15 protein-coding genes are annotated in these 16,938 nt (G+C 74.2%); 7 read left to right on the forward strand and 8 right to left on the reverse strand.

Going from position 1 to position 16,938, the window contains the following annotated elements:
• Positions 1-73: 73 nt before the first annotated feature.
• Entirely contained in the window at positions 74-712 is a 639-nt protein-coding gene (locus AB0953_RS11930; protein WP_366859295.1) for a helix-turn-helix domain-containing protein, read from the forward strand.
• Here the strand turns inward: AB0953_RS11930 and AB0953_RS11935 are convergent.
• Positions 703-2,157, reverse strand: a complete 1,455-nt coding sequence (locus AB0953_RS11935; protein WP_366859296.1) for a hypothetical protein — start codon at positions 2,155-2,157, stop codon at positions 703-705. The genes AB0953_RS11930 and AB0953_RS11935 overlap by 10 nt on opposite strands.
• A gap of 51 nt (positions 2,158-2,208) precedes the next feature.
• Between AB0953_RS11935 and AB0953_RS11940 the strand changes: the two genes are divergently transcribed.
• Both AB0953_RS11940 and AB0953_RS11945 read left to right on the forward strand, forming a co-directional pair.
• Positions 2,209-2,832 carry a DUF305 domain-containing protein gene (locus AB0953_RS11940; protein WP_366859297.1) on the forward strand — a complete coding sequence of 208 codons (624 nt, stop codon included), beginning with the start codon at positions 2,209-2,211 and terminating at the stop codon, positions 2,830-2,832.
• Positions 2,833-2,884: 52 nt separating this feature from the next.
• On the forward strand, positions 2,885-4,243 hold the full coding sequence (locus tag AB0953_RS11945) for an FAD-dependent oxidoreductase (protein WP_366859298.1): 1,359 nt from the start codon (positions 2,885-2,887) through the stop codon (positions 4,241-4,243).
• A gap of 211 nt (positions 4,244-4,454) precedes the next feature.
• On the opposite strand, the gene AB0953_RS11950 is transcribed toward AB0953_RS11945, so the two are convergent.
• Positions 4,455-5,816 (reverse strand): wax ester/triacylglycerol synthase family O-acyltransferase, encoded by a 1,362-nt coding sequence (locus AB0953_RS11950; RefSeq protein WP_366859299.1) that lies wholly within the window; start codon positions 5,814-5,816, stop codon positions 4,455-4,457.
• A 288-nt stretch (positions 5,817-6,104) separates the two neighbouring features.
• On the opposite strand from AB0953_RS11950, the gene AB0953_RS11955 reads away from it, so the two are divergent.
• From AB0953_RS11955 to AB0953_RS11965, 3 genes are all read left to right on the forward strand, one after another.
• Positions 6,105-7,244 carry an exo-alpha-sialidase gene (locus AB0953_RS11955; protein ID WP_366859300.1) on the forward strand — a complete coding sequence of 380 codons (1,140 nt, stop codon included), beginning with the start codon at positions 6,105-6,107 and terminating at the stop codon, positions 7,242-7,244.
• A gap of 87 nt (positions 7,245-7,331) precedes the next feature.
• Entirely contained in the window at positions 7,332-8,018 is a 687-nt protein-coding gene (locus tag AB0953_RS11960; RefSeq protein ID WP_366859301.1) for a uracil-DNA glycosylase, read from the forward strand.
• 169 nt (positions 8,019-8,187) lie between these two features.
• On the forward strand, positions 8,188-9,108 hold the full coding sequence (locus AB0953_RS11965; protein WP_366859302.1) for a hypothetical protein: 921 nt from the start codon (positions 8,188-8,190) through the stop codon (positions 9,106-9,108).
• 126 nt (positions 9,109-9,234) lie between these two features.
• On the opposite strand, the gene AB0953_RS11970 is transcribed toward AB0953_RS11965, so the two are convergent.
• The 5 genes from AB0953_RS11970 to AB0953_RS11990 form a co-directional block, all read right to left on the reverse strand.
• On the reverse strand, positions 9,235-10,326 hold the full coding sequence (locus tag AB0953_RS11970; RefSeq protein ID WP_366859303.1) for a lactonase family protein: 1,092 nt from the start codon (positions 10,324-10,326) through the stop codon (positions 9,235-9,237).
• Positions 10,327-10,478: 152 nt separating this feature from the next.
• Positions 10,479-11,615, reverse strand: a complete 1,137-nt coding sequence (locus tag AB0953_RS11975; RefSeq protein ID WP_366859304.1) for a nitric oxide synthase oxygenase — start codon at positions 11,613-11,615, stop codon at positions 10,479-10,481.
• A gap of 249 nt (positions 11,616-11,864) precedes the next feature.
• Positions 11,865-12,455 carry a GNAT family N-acetyltransferase gene (locus tag AB0953_RS11980; protein ID WP_366859305.1) on the reverse strand — a complete coding sequence of 197 codons (591 nt, stop codon included), beginning with the start codon at positions 12,453-12,455 and terminating at the stop codon, positions 11,865-11,867.
• A 118-nt stretch (positions 12,456-12,573) separates the two neighbouring features.
• Positions 12,574-14,157 carry an FUSC family protein gene (locus AB0953_RS11985; RefSeq protein WP_366859493.1) on the reverse strand — a complete coding sequence of 528 codons (1,584 nt, stop codon included), beginning with the start codon at positions 14,155-14,157 and terminating at the stop codon, positions 12,574-12,576.
• A gap of 315 nt (positions 14,158-14,472) precedes the next feature.
• Entirely contained in the window at positions 14,473-15,072 is a 600-nt protein-coding gene (locus tag AB0953_RS11990) for a histidine phosphatase family protein (RefSeq protein ID WP_366859306.1), read from the reverse strand.
• Between the two features lie 181 nt (positions 15,073-15,253).
• Here AB0953_RS11990 and AB0953_RS11995 point away from each other — a divergent pair, with 181 nt between their 5' ends.
• Positions 15,254-15,841 carry a sigma-70 family RNA polymerase sigma factor gene (locus tag AB0953_RS11995; protein WP_366859307.1) on the forward strand — a complete coding sequence of 196 codons (588 nt, stop codon included), beginning with the start codon at positions 15,254-15,256 and terminating at the stop codon, positions 15,839-15,841.
• On the opposite strand, the gene AB0953_RS12000 is transcribed toward AB0953_RS11995, so the two are convergent.
• Entirely contained in the window at positions 15,768-16,748 is a 981-nt protein-coding gene (locus AB0953_RS12000; protein ID WP_366859494.1) for a MerR family transcriptional regulator, read from the reverse strand. The two genes, AB0953_RS11995 and AB0953_RS12000, sit on opposite strands and share 74 nt — an antisense overlap.
• Between the last annotated feature and the right edge of the window lie 190 nt (positions 16,749-16,938).

A 16,938-nucleotide genomic window follows, 5' to 3' on the forward strand; every position in this document is an offset into this window, starting at 1 on the left:
CCCCCGCGTCGCGCAGAGCAGGTGCACCTGCGCTGAGTATATTGGCTGGCAGCCAGTCAACGCAGGAGTAAGCATGTCCCCGCGCAGCGCATCGGTCAATGAAGAATTGCGCAGACGTTCCCGCGAGCGGCTGCTCCAGGCCACCGTCGAACTCGTGGCCGAGCGCGGCTACGAGGCCACGACCCTCGGCGACATCGCCGACCGCGCGGGCGCCGCCCGCGGCCTGGTCTCGTACTACTTCCCGGGCAAGCGGCAGCTGCTCCAGTCGGCGGTGCACCGGCTGATGCACCTCACCCTGGAGGCGGCCCTCGAACGGGAGCCGCGCACCGAGGACGGCCGCGAGCGGCTGGCCCGGGCCATCGACGCGATCCTCGGCCTGGCCCTGGAGCGGCCGCTGCTGATGCGGACGCACATGGCGGGCATCCTCCAGGCCGAGGGCTTCGTGCAGTGCCCGGAGCAGCAGCGGCTGGCCGCGCTGCTCCGGGACACCGTCGCCCGCTACGGCTCGGCGGACCCGGACGCCGACTACCCCCTGCTGCGGGCCCAGCTGATGGGGGCGGTGGTGGCGGTCCTGCTGCCGGGCGCCCCGATGCCGGCGCCCCGCCTGCGGGCGGAGCTCTTCCAGCGGTACGCCCTCGACTGGACCCTGGGCACGCCCCCCTCCGGCTCCCCGCCCGAGGGAACGTTTCCGTCGGCCTTGGCTCAGCGGTAGTCGGGCTGGCTCTGCACGTTGAGCCGGTCCAGCCGGACCCACTTCGCGCTCTCGGTGCGCCAGTCGTCGAGCCGCAGCACGTCGAGGCCCTTGGTGATGTCGTTCGAGTAGATGTGCCCGTTGTAGTAGTACGCCGACCAGGATCCCCCGACGGACAGCCGGTCGGTGGACAGCGGCCCGCGCTCGAAGTACCCGATCTCCCGCGGCCGGGCGGAGTCGGTGAAGTCCCAGACCGACACCCCGCCCTGGTACCAGGCCTGGACCATGATGTCGCGGCCGAACGCCGGGACCAGGGAGCCGTTGTGGGCGACGCAGTTCTCGGTGTCGGCCTGGTGGCGCGGGATCTTGAAGTAGCTGCGCAGGACGAGCCTGCGCTGGTCGCCGCTGCCGGTGATGTCGTAGATCCCGTCGGCCCCGTGGTTGGCTCCGGTGGCCTCGTTGCAGGTGGCGCCGCCACCGCCGCCGAGCTCGTCGGTGAAGACCACCTTGTCCGCCGTGGCGTTGAAGGTCGCGGAGTGCCAGAACGCGAAGTTCACGTTGTCCTGGACCCGGTCGATGACCCGCGGCTGCTCGGGCTTGCTGATGTCGAACAGGATGCCGTCGCCCATGCACGCCCCGGCGGCGAGCTTCTCGGAGGGCAGTACGGTGATGTCGTGGCAGCCCGTGGTCTTCGCCACCCCCGGGTTGGTCGGGGCGCCCGGGTTCCCGCCGTCCGGGAACAGCACCGGGAACGCCACCACGGCGGCCTGCGTCGGATCCCTGCGCGGAACCTTGACCACCGAGATCCCGTCGTGCGGCGGCCGGCAGTCGGGAAAGGCCTCGCTGGGCGAGTAGGAGGCCACGTACACGTAGACGTCCGGGCCGGAGGGCACGAGCGTGTGGGTGTGCGACCCGCATGCGGTCTCCACGGACTTCACGTACCGGGGGCTCCTCTTGTCCCGGATGTCGAAGATCTTGATGCCCTCCCAGGAGGACTTCTCGGTCGCCGGCTGCGAGACGCTGTTGCAGGAGTCGTCGCTGCGCGAGGAGTCCGTCGACAGGAAGAGCAGGTCGCCGTAGACGGACACGTCGTTCTGCCCGCCGGGGCACAGCACGGTGCTCACGACCTTCGGCGCCTTCGGATCACCGATGTCGTAGATCACGAACCCGTTGTAGTTCCCGGCGTAGGCGTACTTCCCCTGGAAGGCCAGATCGGTGTCGAAGGCGTCGGGGAAGGAGCTGGGGACGTTCACCAGTGGCTTGACGTTGCCGCTGTGCACGATCTCGTCCCGGCCGGGGATCTCCCCGGGGGCGAGTTCACGGCCGGCCGTCACGTCGGCGCTCTGCCGGAACTCCCCGCCGGGGCCCAGGTCGCCGGGATCGGGGCTGGCGGCCGCGGGCCCGGCGGCCAGGAGTGCGGTGAGGAGTCCGGCCGAGGCGGCCAGGACTCTCCGTTTCAGTAACACTGTGCCCTCCCGTGGGAACGGAATGCGGACCACCGCAGTATGTTCCTCATCATGGACATGGCAAAGGTCTCACTCGGCCGAATCATGACCGCGGCCCTCACGGTGGCCCTCCTGTCGGCCACCGCCTGCACCACGCAAACCCGAGGCGCCGAACCCCCCGTCATCGCACCGGGCAGACCGGGCGACGGGAACCGCACGCTCTCCCCCGAGGAGGCCGCGCGCCGCCGCCCCGACAACACCCCGAACGCGGCCGACCGCACCTACGTCGGCCACATGATCGAACACCACCGGCAGGCCCTCGCCATGAGCGCACTGGCCCCGGACCGCGCCACCTCGCCCGCCGTCAAACACCTGGCCGAACGCATCACGGCAGCACAGACGCCCGAGATCGCGGCCATGCAGTCATGGCAGCGCAAGACCCAGTCCACCCCCGCCCACGACCACACCCCCATGCCGGGCATGGCCACGGAAGCCCAGCTGAAGGCCCTCGCCGACGCCCGCGGCACCGACTTCGACCACCTGTTCCTCACCCTGATGACGGCCCACCACGAGGGCGCCCTGAAGATGGCGGCCGACGTGCTCAAGAACGGCAACGACCCCGCCGTCGAAGAGTGGGCCAACGAAGTGGTGGCCACCCAGAGCGCCGAGATCAGCCGGATGCGCACCATGAGCTGACGGGCGCCCGCCCCGGTGCCATCCTGGGAATCCCTGCGGGAGGAGTTCCGCCGTGCTTCGTGTCGCCGTCGTCGGTTCGGGCCCCAGCGGGGTCTACGCCGCCCAGACCCTGGTCCAGCAGCGCGAGGTGCCCGGCGTCCGCGTCGACGTACTGGACCGCCTGCCGGCCCCGTACGGCCTCGTGCGCTACGGGGTGGCCCCCGACCACGAAAAGATCAAGTCCCTCCAGAACAACCTGCGCACCGTCCTGGAGGACACGCGGATCCGCTTCCTCGGCAACCTGGAAGTGGGCGGCCCCCGGCTCCCCACCGCCCGCCTGCTGGACCTGTACCACGCGGTGGTCTACTGCGTGGGCGCCGCACGCGACCGCACCCTGGGCATCCCGGGCGAGGACCTCGCCGGCGTCCACTCCGCGACCGCCTTCGTGGCCTGGTACAGCGGCCACCCGGACGCCGCCGCCGCGTCCTTCGACCTCCCGAGGACCACTTCGGCCCTGGTCATCGGCGCCGGCAACGTCGCCGTCGACGTGACCCGCATGCTGGCCCGCGGCGTACCCGAGCTCACCCCCACCGACATGCCCCACCCGGCCCTGGGCGCCCTCGCCGACAGCGGCGTCCGCTCGGTCACCATGGTCGCCCGCCGCGGCCCCTCGCAGGCGAAGTTCACCACCAAGGAACTCCGCGAACTCGGCACCCTCCCCCGCGTCGCCACCCGTGTCGACCCCGCCGAGCTCGCCCGCGACCCGGCCTCCACCGACGAAACCGGCCTCCCCGCCGTCGCCCGCCGCAACCTGGAGGTCCTTCGGAGCTGGTCGGACAGTCCCCCCGCCACGGACCGCAGCATCACCCTCCGCTTCTACCTCCGCCCGGTCGAACTGCTCGCCGGCCCGGACGACCGCGTCGCCGCGGTCCGCTTCGAACGCACCGCCCCGGACGGCCGCGGCGGCGTCGTCGGCACCGGCGTCCACGAGGACATCGAAGCCCAGCTCGTCCTCCGCTCGGTCGGCTACCAGGGCGTCCCCCTGCCCGGCCTCCCCTTCGACCCCGCCACCGCCACCGTCCCCCACGCCGCAGGCCGCGTGCTGCGCGAGGGCCGCGCCTCGGTCGGCGAGTACGTGGCGGGCTGGATCAAACGCGGCCCCACCGGCGTGATCGGCACCAACCGCCCCTGCGCCAAGGAAACCGCCTCCTCCCTCCTCCAGGACGCCCCTGCCCTCGCCCGCCGCGAGCTCCCGGACGACCCCCTCGACGCCCTCCGCGCCGCAGGCCTCCGCCCGGTCGAATGGCCGGGCTGGCTGGCCATCGAAACCGCGGAGGCGGACCTCGGCCGCTCCCTGGGCCGCCGCTCCGTCAAGATCCCGGACTGGCCGGGCCTCCTCACCGCATCGGGCGCCCACGACACCACCCCCTGAACACCGGCCCCGCACAACCCGCGAGCCGTTCCTCCGGGGCTTCCCGGCAGTCCGTTGCCGTTCCGGGGCGGGTCGGGCGGTCAAGGGCGGCCGAAGGCCATCGCGAAGCGACGCGACGAAGGAGCGCCCTTGAGGGCCCGGCGCGCCCCGGAAGGACCATGGGCTGCCGGGAAACCTTGGTAGCGCACCACTTCCGCCCGGCCGCGGCCCCTCACAAAACCTCCCGCACCAACTCCTCCAACTCCACCCGCAGCGCCTCCACCAGCTCGGCCAGGTCCGGCACGGCACCCGCGTCGGCGACCAGCCCGTAGTGAACGGTGTCCTTGTACGTGGACACGGCGACCGCCAGTGCGTGCCCACGGGCCAGCGGAGCCAACGGATAGACCTCCCGCACCCGGCTGCCACCGAGCGTGAAGGTGAAGCCGGGCAGCGGAACGCTGGTGACCAGGATGTCGAAGAGCAGCCGCGCCGCCTGGGCCACGAGCGGGCCGCCCAGACGGTGCCCGAGCGGATGGACGTGGTCGGCGAGCAGCGCGACGGCGCCGGCGCCCCGCGCGGGCCCGGCCTCCTTGTTGCGGTCCATGCCGGTCCGCACCCGCTCCAACCGCCGCAGCGGATCCGGCTCCTCGATCGGAAGCCGCAGCAGATAGCCCGAGAGCCGGTTGCCGTACCTCGCGCCGGCGCCCGGCCTGCGGCGGGATACCGGTATCAGCGCCCGCGGCCCGGGGCCTTCGGGGACGGGGTCACCGCGGCCCGTCAGCCACCGCCGCAGAGCGCCCGCAACGAGGGTGATCAGCACGTCGTTGACGGTTCCGCCGGCGACCTTGCGGATCCGGTTCACGTCGTCCAGATCCAGGGCGAGGCCGGCCACCGCCCGCGTCCCGGTCCCGCCCGCGACCGCGGTCAGGGCGGGCGGCACCGCCAGCGGCAAGCCCGACCGCGCCATGGCGGCGCCGATCTCCACCGCCTGGCCGACCCCCTGGAGCCGGGCGGCGAGCACCCCGGGAAGGTTCCGCAGGCCGGAGCCGGCGGCCGGCGCTTGCGGCAGCGGCCGCGCCGGACCGCGTAGGGGCGGCCCCTCGTCGAACAGCGAGGCCGCGAGCGCGAGGGCGGCGAGCCCGTCGGCGAGGGCGTGGTGGAACTTGAACAGAACCGCGAAGGACCGCGGGTCGGGCCCCGCCAGGACGTGCGCCTCCCACGGAGGCCGGTCCCGGGCCAGGGGGCGCGCCATGAGCGGGCCGGCCGCGGCCCGCGGGTCGGGCGTACGGACGAGGAACACGTGCCGGTCCGCATCGAAGTCCTCATCGGCCGCCCAGGCGGCCGCGCCGACGGGCACCAGCACGTCGTGGATCCGACGCCGCAGCCCGGGCACCCGGACACAACGGACGGCGAGGAGCCGAGCAGCGACGGAGGCGGGATCAAGGGCGGAGGAGTCGCCGACAGGACCACCGGAACCAGAGGTAGTGAAACCGGAGGCGTCAAAGACCGCAAGCGCCCCGAGATGCATGGGATGGCCGGCGGATTCGATCCGCCAGAAAGCGAGGTCGAGCGGGGAGAGATGCTCTGTGGCCACGTAGTGCCTCTCGCGTGCAGTGGCAGAGGCGTGAAAGTCAACCCCTTGCACCCTCCTACGATCAAGTAGCCACACTTTTCGCGCACCCGCTGACCGACGCCGATCAGCCGGAAAGGCGCCGGGCAAGCCGCCGAGCCCAGAGGGCCGACCGGGTGCAGACTGACCGGGACGACAGGGACAAACCCGAACGGAACAACGAACCGGAACAGGACGACGAACCGGACGGGACGACGAACCCGGAACGGGACGACGAACCGGAACGGGACGACGAAGTCCGGAGGTACCGACATGCCAGAGCTGCTGCTCCTCGCGGGAACACGCAAGGGCCTGTTCATCGGGCGCAGGGACACGGGCGGAGGCGGAGGCGGCGGATCCACGCCCGGCAGCGACGCCGCCCCCTGGACGTTCGACGGCCCGCACTTCAACGCCCAAGCCGTCTACGCCGTGGCGATCGACCGCCGCGGCCCGACGCCCCGCCTGCTCGTCGGTGGTGACAGTTCGCACTGGGGCCCCTCGGTCTTCACCTCCGACGACCTGGGCGCGACCTGGCAGGAGCCCGCCGAACCCGCGGTGCGGTTCCCCAAGGACACCGGCGCCTCACTGGAGCGGGTCTGGCAGCTGCATCCGGCCGGCCCCGAGGCGCCGGACGTGGTGTACGCGGGAACGGAGCCGGCCGCCCTCTTCCGCTCCACCGACCGGGGCGTGTCCTTCGAACTGGTCCGCCCGCTGTGGGAGCACCCGACCCGCAGCGCCTGGGTGCCGGGCGGCGGCGGTGAGGGCCTGCACACCGTGCTGACCGACCCGTCGGACCCCGATGCGGTGACGGTGGCGGTGTCCACCGCCGGCGTCTTCCGCACCCGGGACGGCGGGGCGAGCTGGACACCGGCCAACCGGGGCGTCTCGGCGGTGTTCCTGCCGGACCCGCACCCGGAGTTCGGCCAGTGCGTGCACAAGATCGCCAGGGATGCCGGCAACCGCGAACGGCTGTACCTGCAGAACCACTGGGGCGTGTACCGCAGCGACGACGCCGGCGGGCAGTGGACCGACATCGGCGGCGGGCTGCCGTCCGACTTCGGCTTCGCGGTGGCCGCGCACCCGCACCGCCCGGACACCGCGTACGTCTTCCCCCTGAACGCCGACTCCGACCGGGTCCCGGCGGAGCACCGCTGCCGCATCTTCCGCACCCGGGACGCGGGCGCCACCTGGGAGCCGCTGACCCGCGGGCTGCCGACGGCGGACCACTACGGGACGGTGCTGCGCGACGCCCTCTGCACGGACGACGCCGACCCGGCGGGCGTCTACTTCGGCAACCGCAACGGCGAGCTGTACGCCAGCCGGGACGACGGGGACAGCTGGGAACTCCTGGCGGAGCACCTTCCGGACATCCTGTGCGTACGGGCAGCAGTACTGAACGGCAGCACGTCCTGAGGCGACTGAGGCGACAGCAGGCCGGCACCAGACCGGCTCCACCAGTGCGGCACGGACTGTCAGTGTGGGCCAGTAGAGTGACTCCCCGTGGCAGCACGACCGTTGAACGAAATCGTCGAGCCGGGCTGGGCCCGGGCTCTGGAGCCGGTGGCGGCGCAGATCGCCGCGATGGGCGACTTCCTGCGCGCCGAGATCGCGGCGGGCAGAACCTACCTCCCCGCCGGGGCGAACGTCCTGCGGGCGTTCCAGCAGCCCTTCGACGAGGTGAAGGTGCTGATCGTCGGACAGGACCCGTACCCCACCCCGGGGCACGCGATGGGCCTGTCCTTCTCGGTCGCCCCCGACGTACGGCCCGTACCGCCGAGCCTGGACAACATCTTCCGCGAGCTGTACGCCGACCTCGGCGTGCCGCGCCCGGCCAACGGGGACCTGACCCCGTGGGCACGCCAGGGCGTACTGCTGCTGAACCGCTCCCTCACCACCGCCCCGCGCAAGCCCAACGCGCACCGCGGCAAGGGCTGGGAGGCGGTCACCGAGCAGGCGATCCGGGCGCTCGCGGCGCGCGGCAAGCCGCTGGTGTCGATCCTGTGGGGCCGCGACGCCCGCAACCTGCGGCCGCTGCTGGGGGAGCTTCCGGCCGTGGAATCGGTCCACCCCTCGCCCATGTCCGCCGACAACGGGTTCTTCGGCTCCAGGCCGTTCAGCAGGACGAACGACCTGCTGGCCCGGCAGGGGGCGCAGCCGGTGGACTGGCACCTTCCCTCGGCCAATTGACCCAGCGGCCCGCCGAACACTGCCGAGCAGCCCGAACGACGCCGAGCAGCGCCGAACGCGCCGAGCAGTTGAACCGTATACGACATTCACCGGATAAATACGGACAGATGCCGCCCGAGTGGACCCTGACCGAACACCGGGTTCCGATAAGCCAGTAGCATGCGGCGCCATGAGCTCCCCCACTGGGCCCGCACATGGCCTGCCCGTACGAATGCCGCGACCCCGTCAGACCGGACGCCACCGCCGGCCCGAGCCCGCGGTGGCCCCCGAGGGAGCGCCCACGCTGGTGCTCGCCGTACCCGGCACCCCCTCGGCCGCCTCGCGCGGTCTCGCGGAAGAGATCATCAGCATCGGCCGCTCCGAGCTGCCCGGCCTGGAGGCCCGCATCGGCTTCCTCGAGGGCAGCGACGAGGAGGGCGCCGAGTTCCCGGCCCTGTCCACGACGCTGAGCGCCGTCGCGGCCGAGCGTGTCGCGCGCGCCGAGTTCGCCCGCGCCGCCGGCCACGAGGTGCCCGAGCCGACCGGCCCGGACGCCGTGGTCGTGCCGCTGCTGGCCGGCCCTGACGCCGACCTGCTGCGCCGGATCCGCCAGGCCGTGATGGACTCCTCGGCCGCCGTGGAACTGGCCGAGGTGCTCGGCCCGCACCCGCTGCTGGCCGAGGGCCTGCACGTGCGGCTTTCGGAGGCGGGCCTGGCCCGCGCCGACCGCGCCCGCCTCTTCACCGTGACCACCGCCGCCGACGGCATCATCGTGGCCACCACCGGCGGCGAGGAGGCCGTCCAGGTCGCCGGCGTCACCGGCATGCTGCTGGCCGCCCGCCTCGCGGTACCGGTCAAGGCCGCCGCCCTGGACCAGGAGGGCTCGGTGGCGTCGGTCGCCGAGCAGCTGCGCGCCGAGGGCTCCACGCAGCTCGCGCTCGCCCCCTACCTGATCGGCCCGGAGGCGGCCGAGGGCCTGCTGGACACCGCCGCCAAGGAGGCCGACTGCGCGGCCGCCGAGGTGCTGGGCGCCTACTCGGCGCTGGGCAAGCTCGTCGTCACGCAGTACGCCGCGGCGCTGGGCATCACCCAGGGCACCCCGGCCCGCTGAGCCGTCCGACCCGCGCACCGGCCGCACCAGGGCCCGCACCCCGCCACCCGGGGTGCGGGCCCTCGCGCATGCCGGGCTCCAGGCCGGACGACCGGCCTCCCCCGGCCGCTCCCCGAGTCGTCCCCCTCAGGCGAAGACCACGCAGCTGGCGGCCGGCACCGCCACCGAGCCGGCCGGCCTCGGCCGCCCGGTCAGCGGGTCCACGTCGAACCAGCAGACGTCCCCGGAGCGCTCGTTGGCCGCGTAGAGCCGGCGCCCCGCCGGGTCGGCGGCCAGGTCGCGGGGCCAACTCCCGCCACACGCCACGACGGACGTGAGCCTGGGCCGCTCGGGCCCGTCGGCGAGCGAGAAGGTGAGGATGACATCGGCGCCGCGCACTGCGGCCCACACGAAGCGCCCGTCCGGCGAGGCCACCAGGGCCGACGGGTAGGCCCGTACACCTTCGGCGCCCCCCTCGGCGCCTCCCGCGGTGCCCCCCTCGGCACTGCCCGCACTCCGTACAGGCGCCGAACCGCCGTCCGAGCCGATCGGAACCTCCGCACCCGCCTCCACCCGGCCCGTGCCAGGATGCCAGCGGCAGACGGTCAACTGCGGCTCCAGCTCGTGCACGACGTACAGCAGCTCACCCGCCGGGTGGAAGGCGAGGTGCCGCGGCCCCGTCCCGGCGCGCAGCGCCGTCTCGCCGTGCAGGCGCAGCGACCCGGTGGCCGGGTCCACTGCGCAGACCCGTACCGAGTCGGTGCCGAGGTCGACGCTCAGCACCCAGCGGCCGCTCGGGTCGGGGAGCACCTGGTGGGCGTGCGGGCGCTCCTGGCGGCTCGGGTGGGGTCCGCTGCCCCGGTGGACGAGGACCGCGGCCGGCCCGGACAGCCGCCCGTCGGCGGCGAGCGGCAGGCTGCTGACGCTGCCGGAGGTGTAATTGGCGGTCAGCAGCCGGCGCCCGGCGACGCTGAGGTGCGTCGGCCCCGAGCCGCCCACGCGGACGGCGGGGCCGAGGGCGGTGAGCCCCTCAGGGGTCGGTCGGAAGGCACCGGCCGCGCCCTGCTCGGCCTCGCTCACCGCGTACAGCAGGCCGGTGCCCCGGTCGACGGCGAGGTAGGAGGGGTCGGCGAGCGCGTCGGTGGACGAGAGCAGGGTGAGGGCCTCGGTCAGCGGATCCACGGCCGCGGTGGTGATGCCGCGGCCGCCGGCCGAGGTGAACGAGCCGACGTAAACCACACCCCTCTCCTCGCTCAAACCGCCGACCTCCCCCGAACCGCCATCGCCTCCCGAGGCAGAGCCCCCTGCCGTCCCACTCATCCCGTCAGCGCCGTCCACAAGGGCCCCTCTCCACCGGTCTCCGGTCCTCCCGGCCGACGGTAACAGAAGGTCTAGACCAGATCTCGCCCCTGCGCCCTGTCCCGTGCGCCCGCATGGTGCACGTACGTGGTGGAGCTGGGCCGGTCGTCGTAGGTGCGGTGGAAGACCGGCGTCGCGGCACCCGAGATCGGCGGCACGATCCACGACCAGTCCGCGCCCACCTCGCGCCCCTTGCCCTCCTCGCGCGCCAGGTGGGTCAGGAAGCGCCGCGACTCGCTGTGGTGGTCGGCGATCGTGACGCCGGCCCGGTCGAAGGAGTGCAGTACGGCCCGGTTGAGCTCGACCAGCGCGCGGTCCTTCCACAGCGAGCGGTCGCTCGACGTCTCGAGGCCCAGGCGGCGGGCCACGGCGGGCAGCAGGTTGTACCGGTCGGTGTCCGCGAGATTGCGGGCGCCGATCTCGGTCCCCATGTACCAGCCGTTGAAGGGCGCGGCCGGGTAGTGGATGCCGCCGATCTCCAGGCACATGTTGGAGATGGCCGGAACCGCGTGCCAGCGCAGCCCCCAGTCCGCCCAGCCGGGGTCGTCGGGATGCTCGATCGCCACCTCGAGGACGGCGTCCGCGGGGGTGTCGAACCAGCGGGGCTTGTCGTCGACCCCCTGGACCACCAGCGGGAGCAGGTCGAAGGGCGTTCCGGCGCCGCCGCTCCAGCCGAGCGCGAGCAGGGCGCTGGTCAGCGGGGCGTTGCGCGCGTCCCCGACGGTGATCGAGGGGTGGTCGCCGTAGCCGGCGTAGCGGACGAGCTGTTCGCTCCAGATCAGCGGGCCGGGGCGGTCCGGGGTGTCCGGCGCGAAGACGGTGATCGTGGGCCTGACCCTGCCGCCGTTGGTGGCCTCGCGCAGGTGCTGGAAGCACTCCGCGGCGATCTCGTCGGCGTCGGTCAGCTCGCGGCGGTCGCGCACCCTCAGCGAGTTCCAGTAGAGCCGGCCTATGCAGCGGTTGCTGTTGCGCCAGGCGACTCTGGCCCCGTGGGCCAGCTCCTGCGCGGTGTGCCGGTAGGTGCCGGTCTCCGCGATCTCGGCGCGTACGGCGGCGAGTCGGGGCTGCGGATCACCGGCCTGCGGAACCTCCCGGTGGAAGAGTCGGATGAACTCCTCCGCCGCTTGCCACACTTGGCCGGTGGTCGAGCGCTCTTGAAGTATTTCCATCCCGAGCCGTTACCCCCTGTCCGGACAGATCCACCCTGTACGTGCCGGATGAATGTGCGGTGAACAATCACCCGTTGTACATGCCGCAGGTCAGTCGCGTGAGAGTCCGAGGACGCGGAACACTCCACCGAGTGACCTTCGAGCCAACGCCCTGCGGGTCGGTCCGGGCGCGGCGTAGGATCCGCGGCGTGGGTTCCCGGGAACATCGGCCGTTTGAACGTCGGTGTGGTCGGCGTGACGTCGGGGACATCAGGAGCAGGGCCGGCTCATGAACAGCGCCTGCTCCCCCGCCGAGGCGGTGCCGTCGTACAGCGCGGTGTCGAGGCCGCAGAGGGCGAATCCCATGGACCGGTAGGCGTGCACGGCAGGGGCGTTGAGCGTGCTGACCTCCAACCACAGGTGCGCGGCGCCGCGTTCGCGCGCGAATGCGGAGGCGTGCTCCATGAGGGTCCGGCCGATGCCGCGGCCGCGGTGGGTCGGGGAGACCTCGATGTCGTCGACGGTGACGCGGCGGTTCCACGGGGCGTAGGTGACCGCGGCGAAGCCGCACACCACCTCGCCGTCGAGGGCGACGAAGACCTGCTCGTCGCCTTCCGGCGCCCCGCCCGCCTCGTAGGCGGCGCCCGACCCGTCCGCCCCGCCCGCCCCACCAGCGGCTTCACGCTCGACCTCGTCCTGGGGGAACACCTTGCGCACGGGCGGGTCGACCGGCACCTCGCGCACCGCGAAGCCGGCCTCCCCGCCGACCACCTCGAACACGGTGTGCGTGGTGAACGACCCGTCGAGCCGCGCCATGGCCTCCGCGTCCTCGGGGCGGGCCGTGCGGTACGTGATGTCCATGGCGCCGACCCTATGGCCCGCCGGTCCCGCGGGGCGCGGCTTTCGGTCAGACGGGTCGGCCGCCGGGCGCTCGACGGTCGGCCGCAGGGCGACCCAGCGTTCGGGCGGCCACGGGCCGTCAGGCGGTGATGACGAGCGGGGACCGCGGGTCGGTGCGCAGCGGGGCGTGCAAGGCCACGAGGGCGTGCTCCAGCCCGTGCAGGTGCGCCAGCGCCGGCACGCCGTCGGGGGCAGCAGCAGCGGCCCGCGGACGGGCGGCCCCGGGGGAGTCGGCACCGCCCCCGGCGGAGGCGGCCGACCCACCAGGGGGCGCCACCGGAGCCCCCGCAGCCACCGGGGCTCCCGCAGCCACGGCGGCCGCAGGAGCCGTCAACGCCTCCACCGCCGCCTCGACGCGCCAGCACGCGGCGGCGAGGCGGGCGTCGTGGGAGGCCTGCGGGTCGGCGGCGACGGCCACCAGCCCGCGCACCTCCCGGGCGCAGTCGTCCAGCAGGGCGAGGACCTGCCGGGCCCGAACCTTGCGGGCGCGCAGCGGGCTCAGCGGGTGGACCAGGGGCGCGAGGGCCGTCCGGGCGCGGCCCAGCAGCAGTTCCAGTTCGGCGGCGTGCGGGGCGGGGTCGGCCCCGGGGTCGCCGGCGAGGCGGTCGAGTGCGGCCGCGGTGGCGGCGCGTACGCAGTGCAGGGCGCGCTGGATCCAGGCGTCGTTGGCGGCGTGCGTGGTCACCGGGAGGACGAGGACCACGGCGAGCGCGGCGCCCAGCGCGCCGATGGCGGTCTCCTGGAAGCGCAGGAGCAGCAGGCCGGGGTGCAGGACGCCGAGGAGCCCGTACAGCAGCCCCGCCATCACCGTGACGAAGAACATCATCCAGGAGTACGACGGCGCCGCGGTGTAGAAGATCCCGAAGACGCACACGGCGACGAGCACGGCGGTGGGGGCGGGTGCGCCGTGCAGCGGTACGGCGATCAGCAGTCCGGCGGCGATGCCGATGACGGTGCCGAGGACCCGGCGGAATCCGCGGACCAGGGTCTCGCCGCGGGAGGCGGTGTTGACGAAGATCCACCAGGCGGTGCCGACGGCCCAGTACCAGCGGTCCTCGGAGAGGGCCTGGCCGATGGCGAGCGCGAAGCCGCAGGCGACGGTGGCCTGGAAGGCCTGCCGCGTGGTCGGCCGGGCCAGGCCGGTGCCGGGCAGTGCGGGCGGGGCGGGGGGCGGCGGGGTCCGCAGCTCGATGGGCCACAGCAGGAACCGCACGGCGCCGGAGGCGAGCAGCGCCAGCCCGACGGCGGCGTAGAGCTCGGGCAGCTGGGCGGGGACGGCGTGCAGGAACTGCGTGACGAAGAACATCATGAAGCCGAAGATCCCGAGGGCGTGCCCGCGCGGCCCCCAGCGGCGGGCGTAGACCCCGGCGAAGACGACCGCCAGGAAGGCGGCGTCGCGGGCGTGCGGCATGTCGTGCAGGGTGGTGGCCAGCGCCAGGACCGGGAAGCCGGCGACCGGCAGCAGTGCGGTCGTGGCGCGCTGGGCGCCGACCGTGGGGTCGAGCACCGTGAACAGCGCGAGCAGGGCGGCCAGGCCCCCGGTGATCGAGGCGATGAGGGAGAGGCCGCACAGTTCGGCCACTGCCACGGCGAGGCTGACGCCGATGACGGCCCGCAGCGAGTTGCGCAGTCTCAGACGCCCCGGATCCGGAGCCACGAACATCCTCTTCACGGCGGTGTGCCGCCCCCCTCAAGGTGGTGCGCGCCGGCCCGGTGTCCGCCCGGGGGTGGTGGGCGGCAGACGGGCACGGCGAAGGCACCGCGCTCGGGACGGCCTCGTTGCCGCCCGGCACCGCGCGGTGCCGTAAGTACATGGATACACCACAGATAACCATCGAAGGGCCCACTGGCTCAACACAACGCGTCAACGCTGGACCATTGGTCCACTCGCCCCGGGGGCTCCTGTGCCAGGGCAGGACCAACGGACCAGCGGGTGCGCAGGGTGCCCGAAAGGGCCGGGTCGGGGGCTGGTCGGGGGTTAGGGGCGGATGTTCCAGCCTGCGATCACGGGGAGGCCGTGCTCGGTGGACAGCACGCTGACCGTGCCGGTGCGCAGGAGGAAGAGACGGCCGTCCTCGGGCCGCAGCCGGAGGTAGCGGGCAGTGAGCACGCGCAGGAAGTGGCCGTGGGCGACGACGACGGCGCTGCCGCCGGTCCCGGCGAGGACGGGGGCCAGCCGGGTCAGGGCGCGGTCGGCCCGGGCGCCGACCTGGGCGGCCTGCTCGCCGGGGTGGTCGCCGTCGCCGGGTGGGACGCCGTCGGTCCACAGGGACCAGTCGGGGCGGGTCCTGCGGATCTCCGCGGTGGTGACGCCCTCGTAGGCGCCGTAGTCCCACTCGTGGAGGTCGGGGTCGGCGATGCCGCCGACGAGCCCGGCGAGCTCCGCGGTGGCGACCGCGCGGCGCAGCGGGCTGGTCAGCACCAGGGCGGGCGCGGGCCGGAGGTCGCGGAAGAACGGGGCGAGCGAGAGGGCCTCCTCGACCCCGGCGGGTGCGAGCGGGACGTCGGTGCGGCCGGTGTGCCGCCCGGTGGCGCTCCACGCGGTTTCGCCGTGCCTCACCAGCAACAGGTCACTCACCCTCGGACGATATCCCCCGCCCGCCGCCGGGGCCCGACGGCCACGCCCTGGCCATGCCCTGCCACGCCCTGCCCACGCCCTGGCCACCCGCTGGGCACCTCTGGCACGCCCACCGCCGCCTCGAAACGATGCGCAAACGGTGCGACTGGTCGCGCGGGGCAGGGGTCGCGAGGCTCATGGCATGGGCGAGGTCACGCTTGGTGGGCCGGGCGAGCAGGGGATCGCCGCGGGGTTCGCGGCAGGCGACGAGCGGTGCGTGGAGGCCGTCTACCGGCGGTGGCGGCCGCTCGTTCATGCGCTCGCCCAGCGGGCGCTGGGCGACGACCGGGAGGCCGAGGACGTCACGCAGCAGGTCTTTCTCGCCGCCTGGCGGGGGCGGGATCGGTACCGCCCCGGGCCGGGCGGGTTCGGGGCCTGGCTGACCGGGATCACCCGCCACAAGGTGGCCGATGCGCTCCGCTCGCGGACCCGGCGGGCCCTGGCGGCGGACGCCGCCGCCCGCATCGCGCCGCAGGCGGCCGGATGCCCTGGGCCGGCGCCGCTGCCGGAGGCGGAGCAGGCGGTGGACCGGGTGCTGATCCACTCCGCGCTGGCCCGGCTGCCGTCGGCGCAGCAGCAGATCCTGCACCTCGCCTTCTACGCCGACCTGACGCAGACGCAGATCGCGGACCGCACCGGGCTGCCGCTGGGCACCGTCAAGAGCCACATGCGAAGGGCCCTGGGCCGGCTGCGCCGGACCCTGCCGGAGCAGGTGTCCGCGGGTCGATGACCGCGAGGGCCTGGCTCAGCCCGTGCAGCCGTTCGGCGCGGGGCAGCGGGGCTCCCCCCGCCCAGCCGGGTCCGGCCAGCAGCAGCGCCGAGTGCCTCCGTGCCCCGCGCAGGCCCCACTCGATGCCCGCTACCGAACGGGCCAGGGCGCGGTCGGCGGTCGTACGGGACTGCGCCCACAGGACGACGGCGCGCGGGCCGGTGCGCCGTACGGCATCGTGCAGGGCCTCGGCGGGCAGGGCCGCGCCGAACATCCGGGTCGCCACGCCCCGTTCGCCGAGCGCCGCGGTCAACGCCTCGATGGGCAGGCTGTGCTGCTCGCCGGGCACGCACGCCAGGAGCACGGGCGGGGTGTGCGGCGGCTCGGGCCGGGGTCGGATCCGGTGCAGGGCGGCGGAGACCTGCCAGGACAGCAGGTGCTCGACCTCCACGTACCGCTCGCCGACGGTGGCCCATGTGCGGCCCACCGCGTGCAGCGTCGGCGCGATGACCTCCTCCCAGGCGGTGACCAGGCCGAGGTCGGCCACGGCCGCCGCCAGCAGGTCGGCCACGGCCGGTGCGTCCAGGCGCACGGCGGCCCGGGACAGGCCCCGGCATTCCGGGCGGACCGCGCCCAGCGGCATCCCGCTGCCGACCCCGCCGGGGCGGTCCGCGGGGTTCGTCGGCGGCTCCGCAGGGGCGGCGGCCGGGTCCAGGGCGCCGCCGCGTGCGGTACGGGCTGCCTCCGCCGGCGGCACGCCCTGTGCGGTGAGCCGGCACATCAGCTCCAGGCGGGCGATGTCCTGGGGGGTCCAGCGGCGGTGGCGGCCCTCCTCGCGCCGGGCCGGACCGATGGCGTACCTCCGCTCCCAGGACCGGACGGTGGTCGGGGACACCCCGAGCCGCCGGGCCACGGCGCCGGTGCTCAGCGCGGCGGCGGACGGCTCCTGCGGGCCCGGCCGGGGCGACCTGGGCGGGGACCTGTGCGCCACTCCCGAGGCCGCGGGCGCGTCCCCGTCCGGCGCACTCGGCGGCGGCTCGGTCGGGTCCGGGGGCGGGGAAGGGGGCACGCCGGGCACGCTGTCCACCTGCTCACGATACGGCCCGGCCGATGGGTGC

Origin of the sequence: Streptomyces sp. NPDC046866 (assembly GCF_040704625.1) — a bacterium.
Taxonomy (GTDB): Bacteria; Actinomycetota; Actinomycetes; order Streptomycetales; family Streptomycetaceae; genus Streptomyces.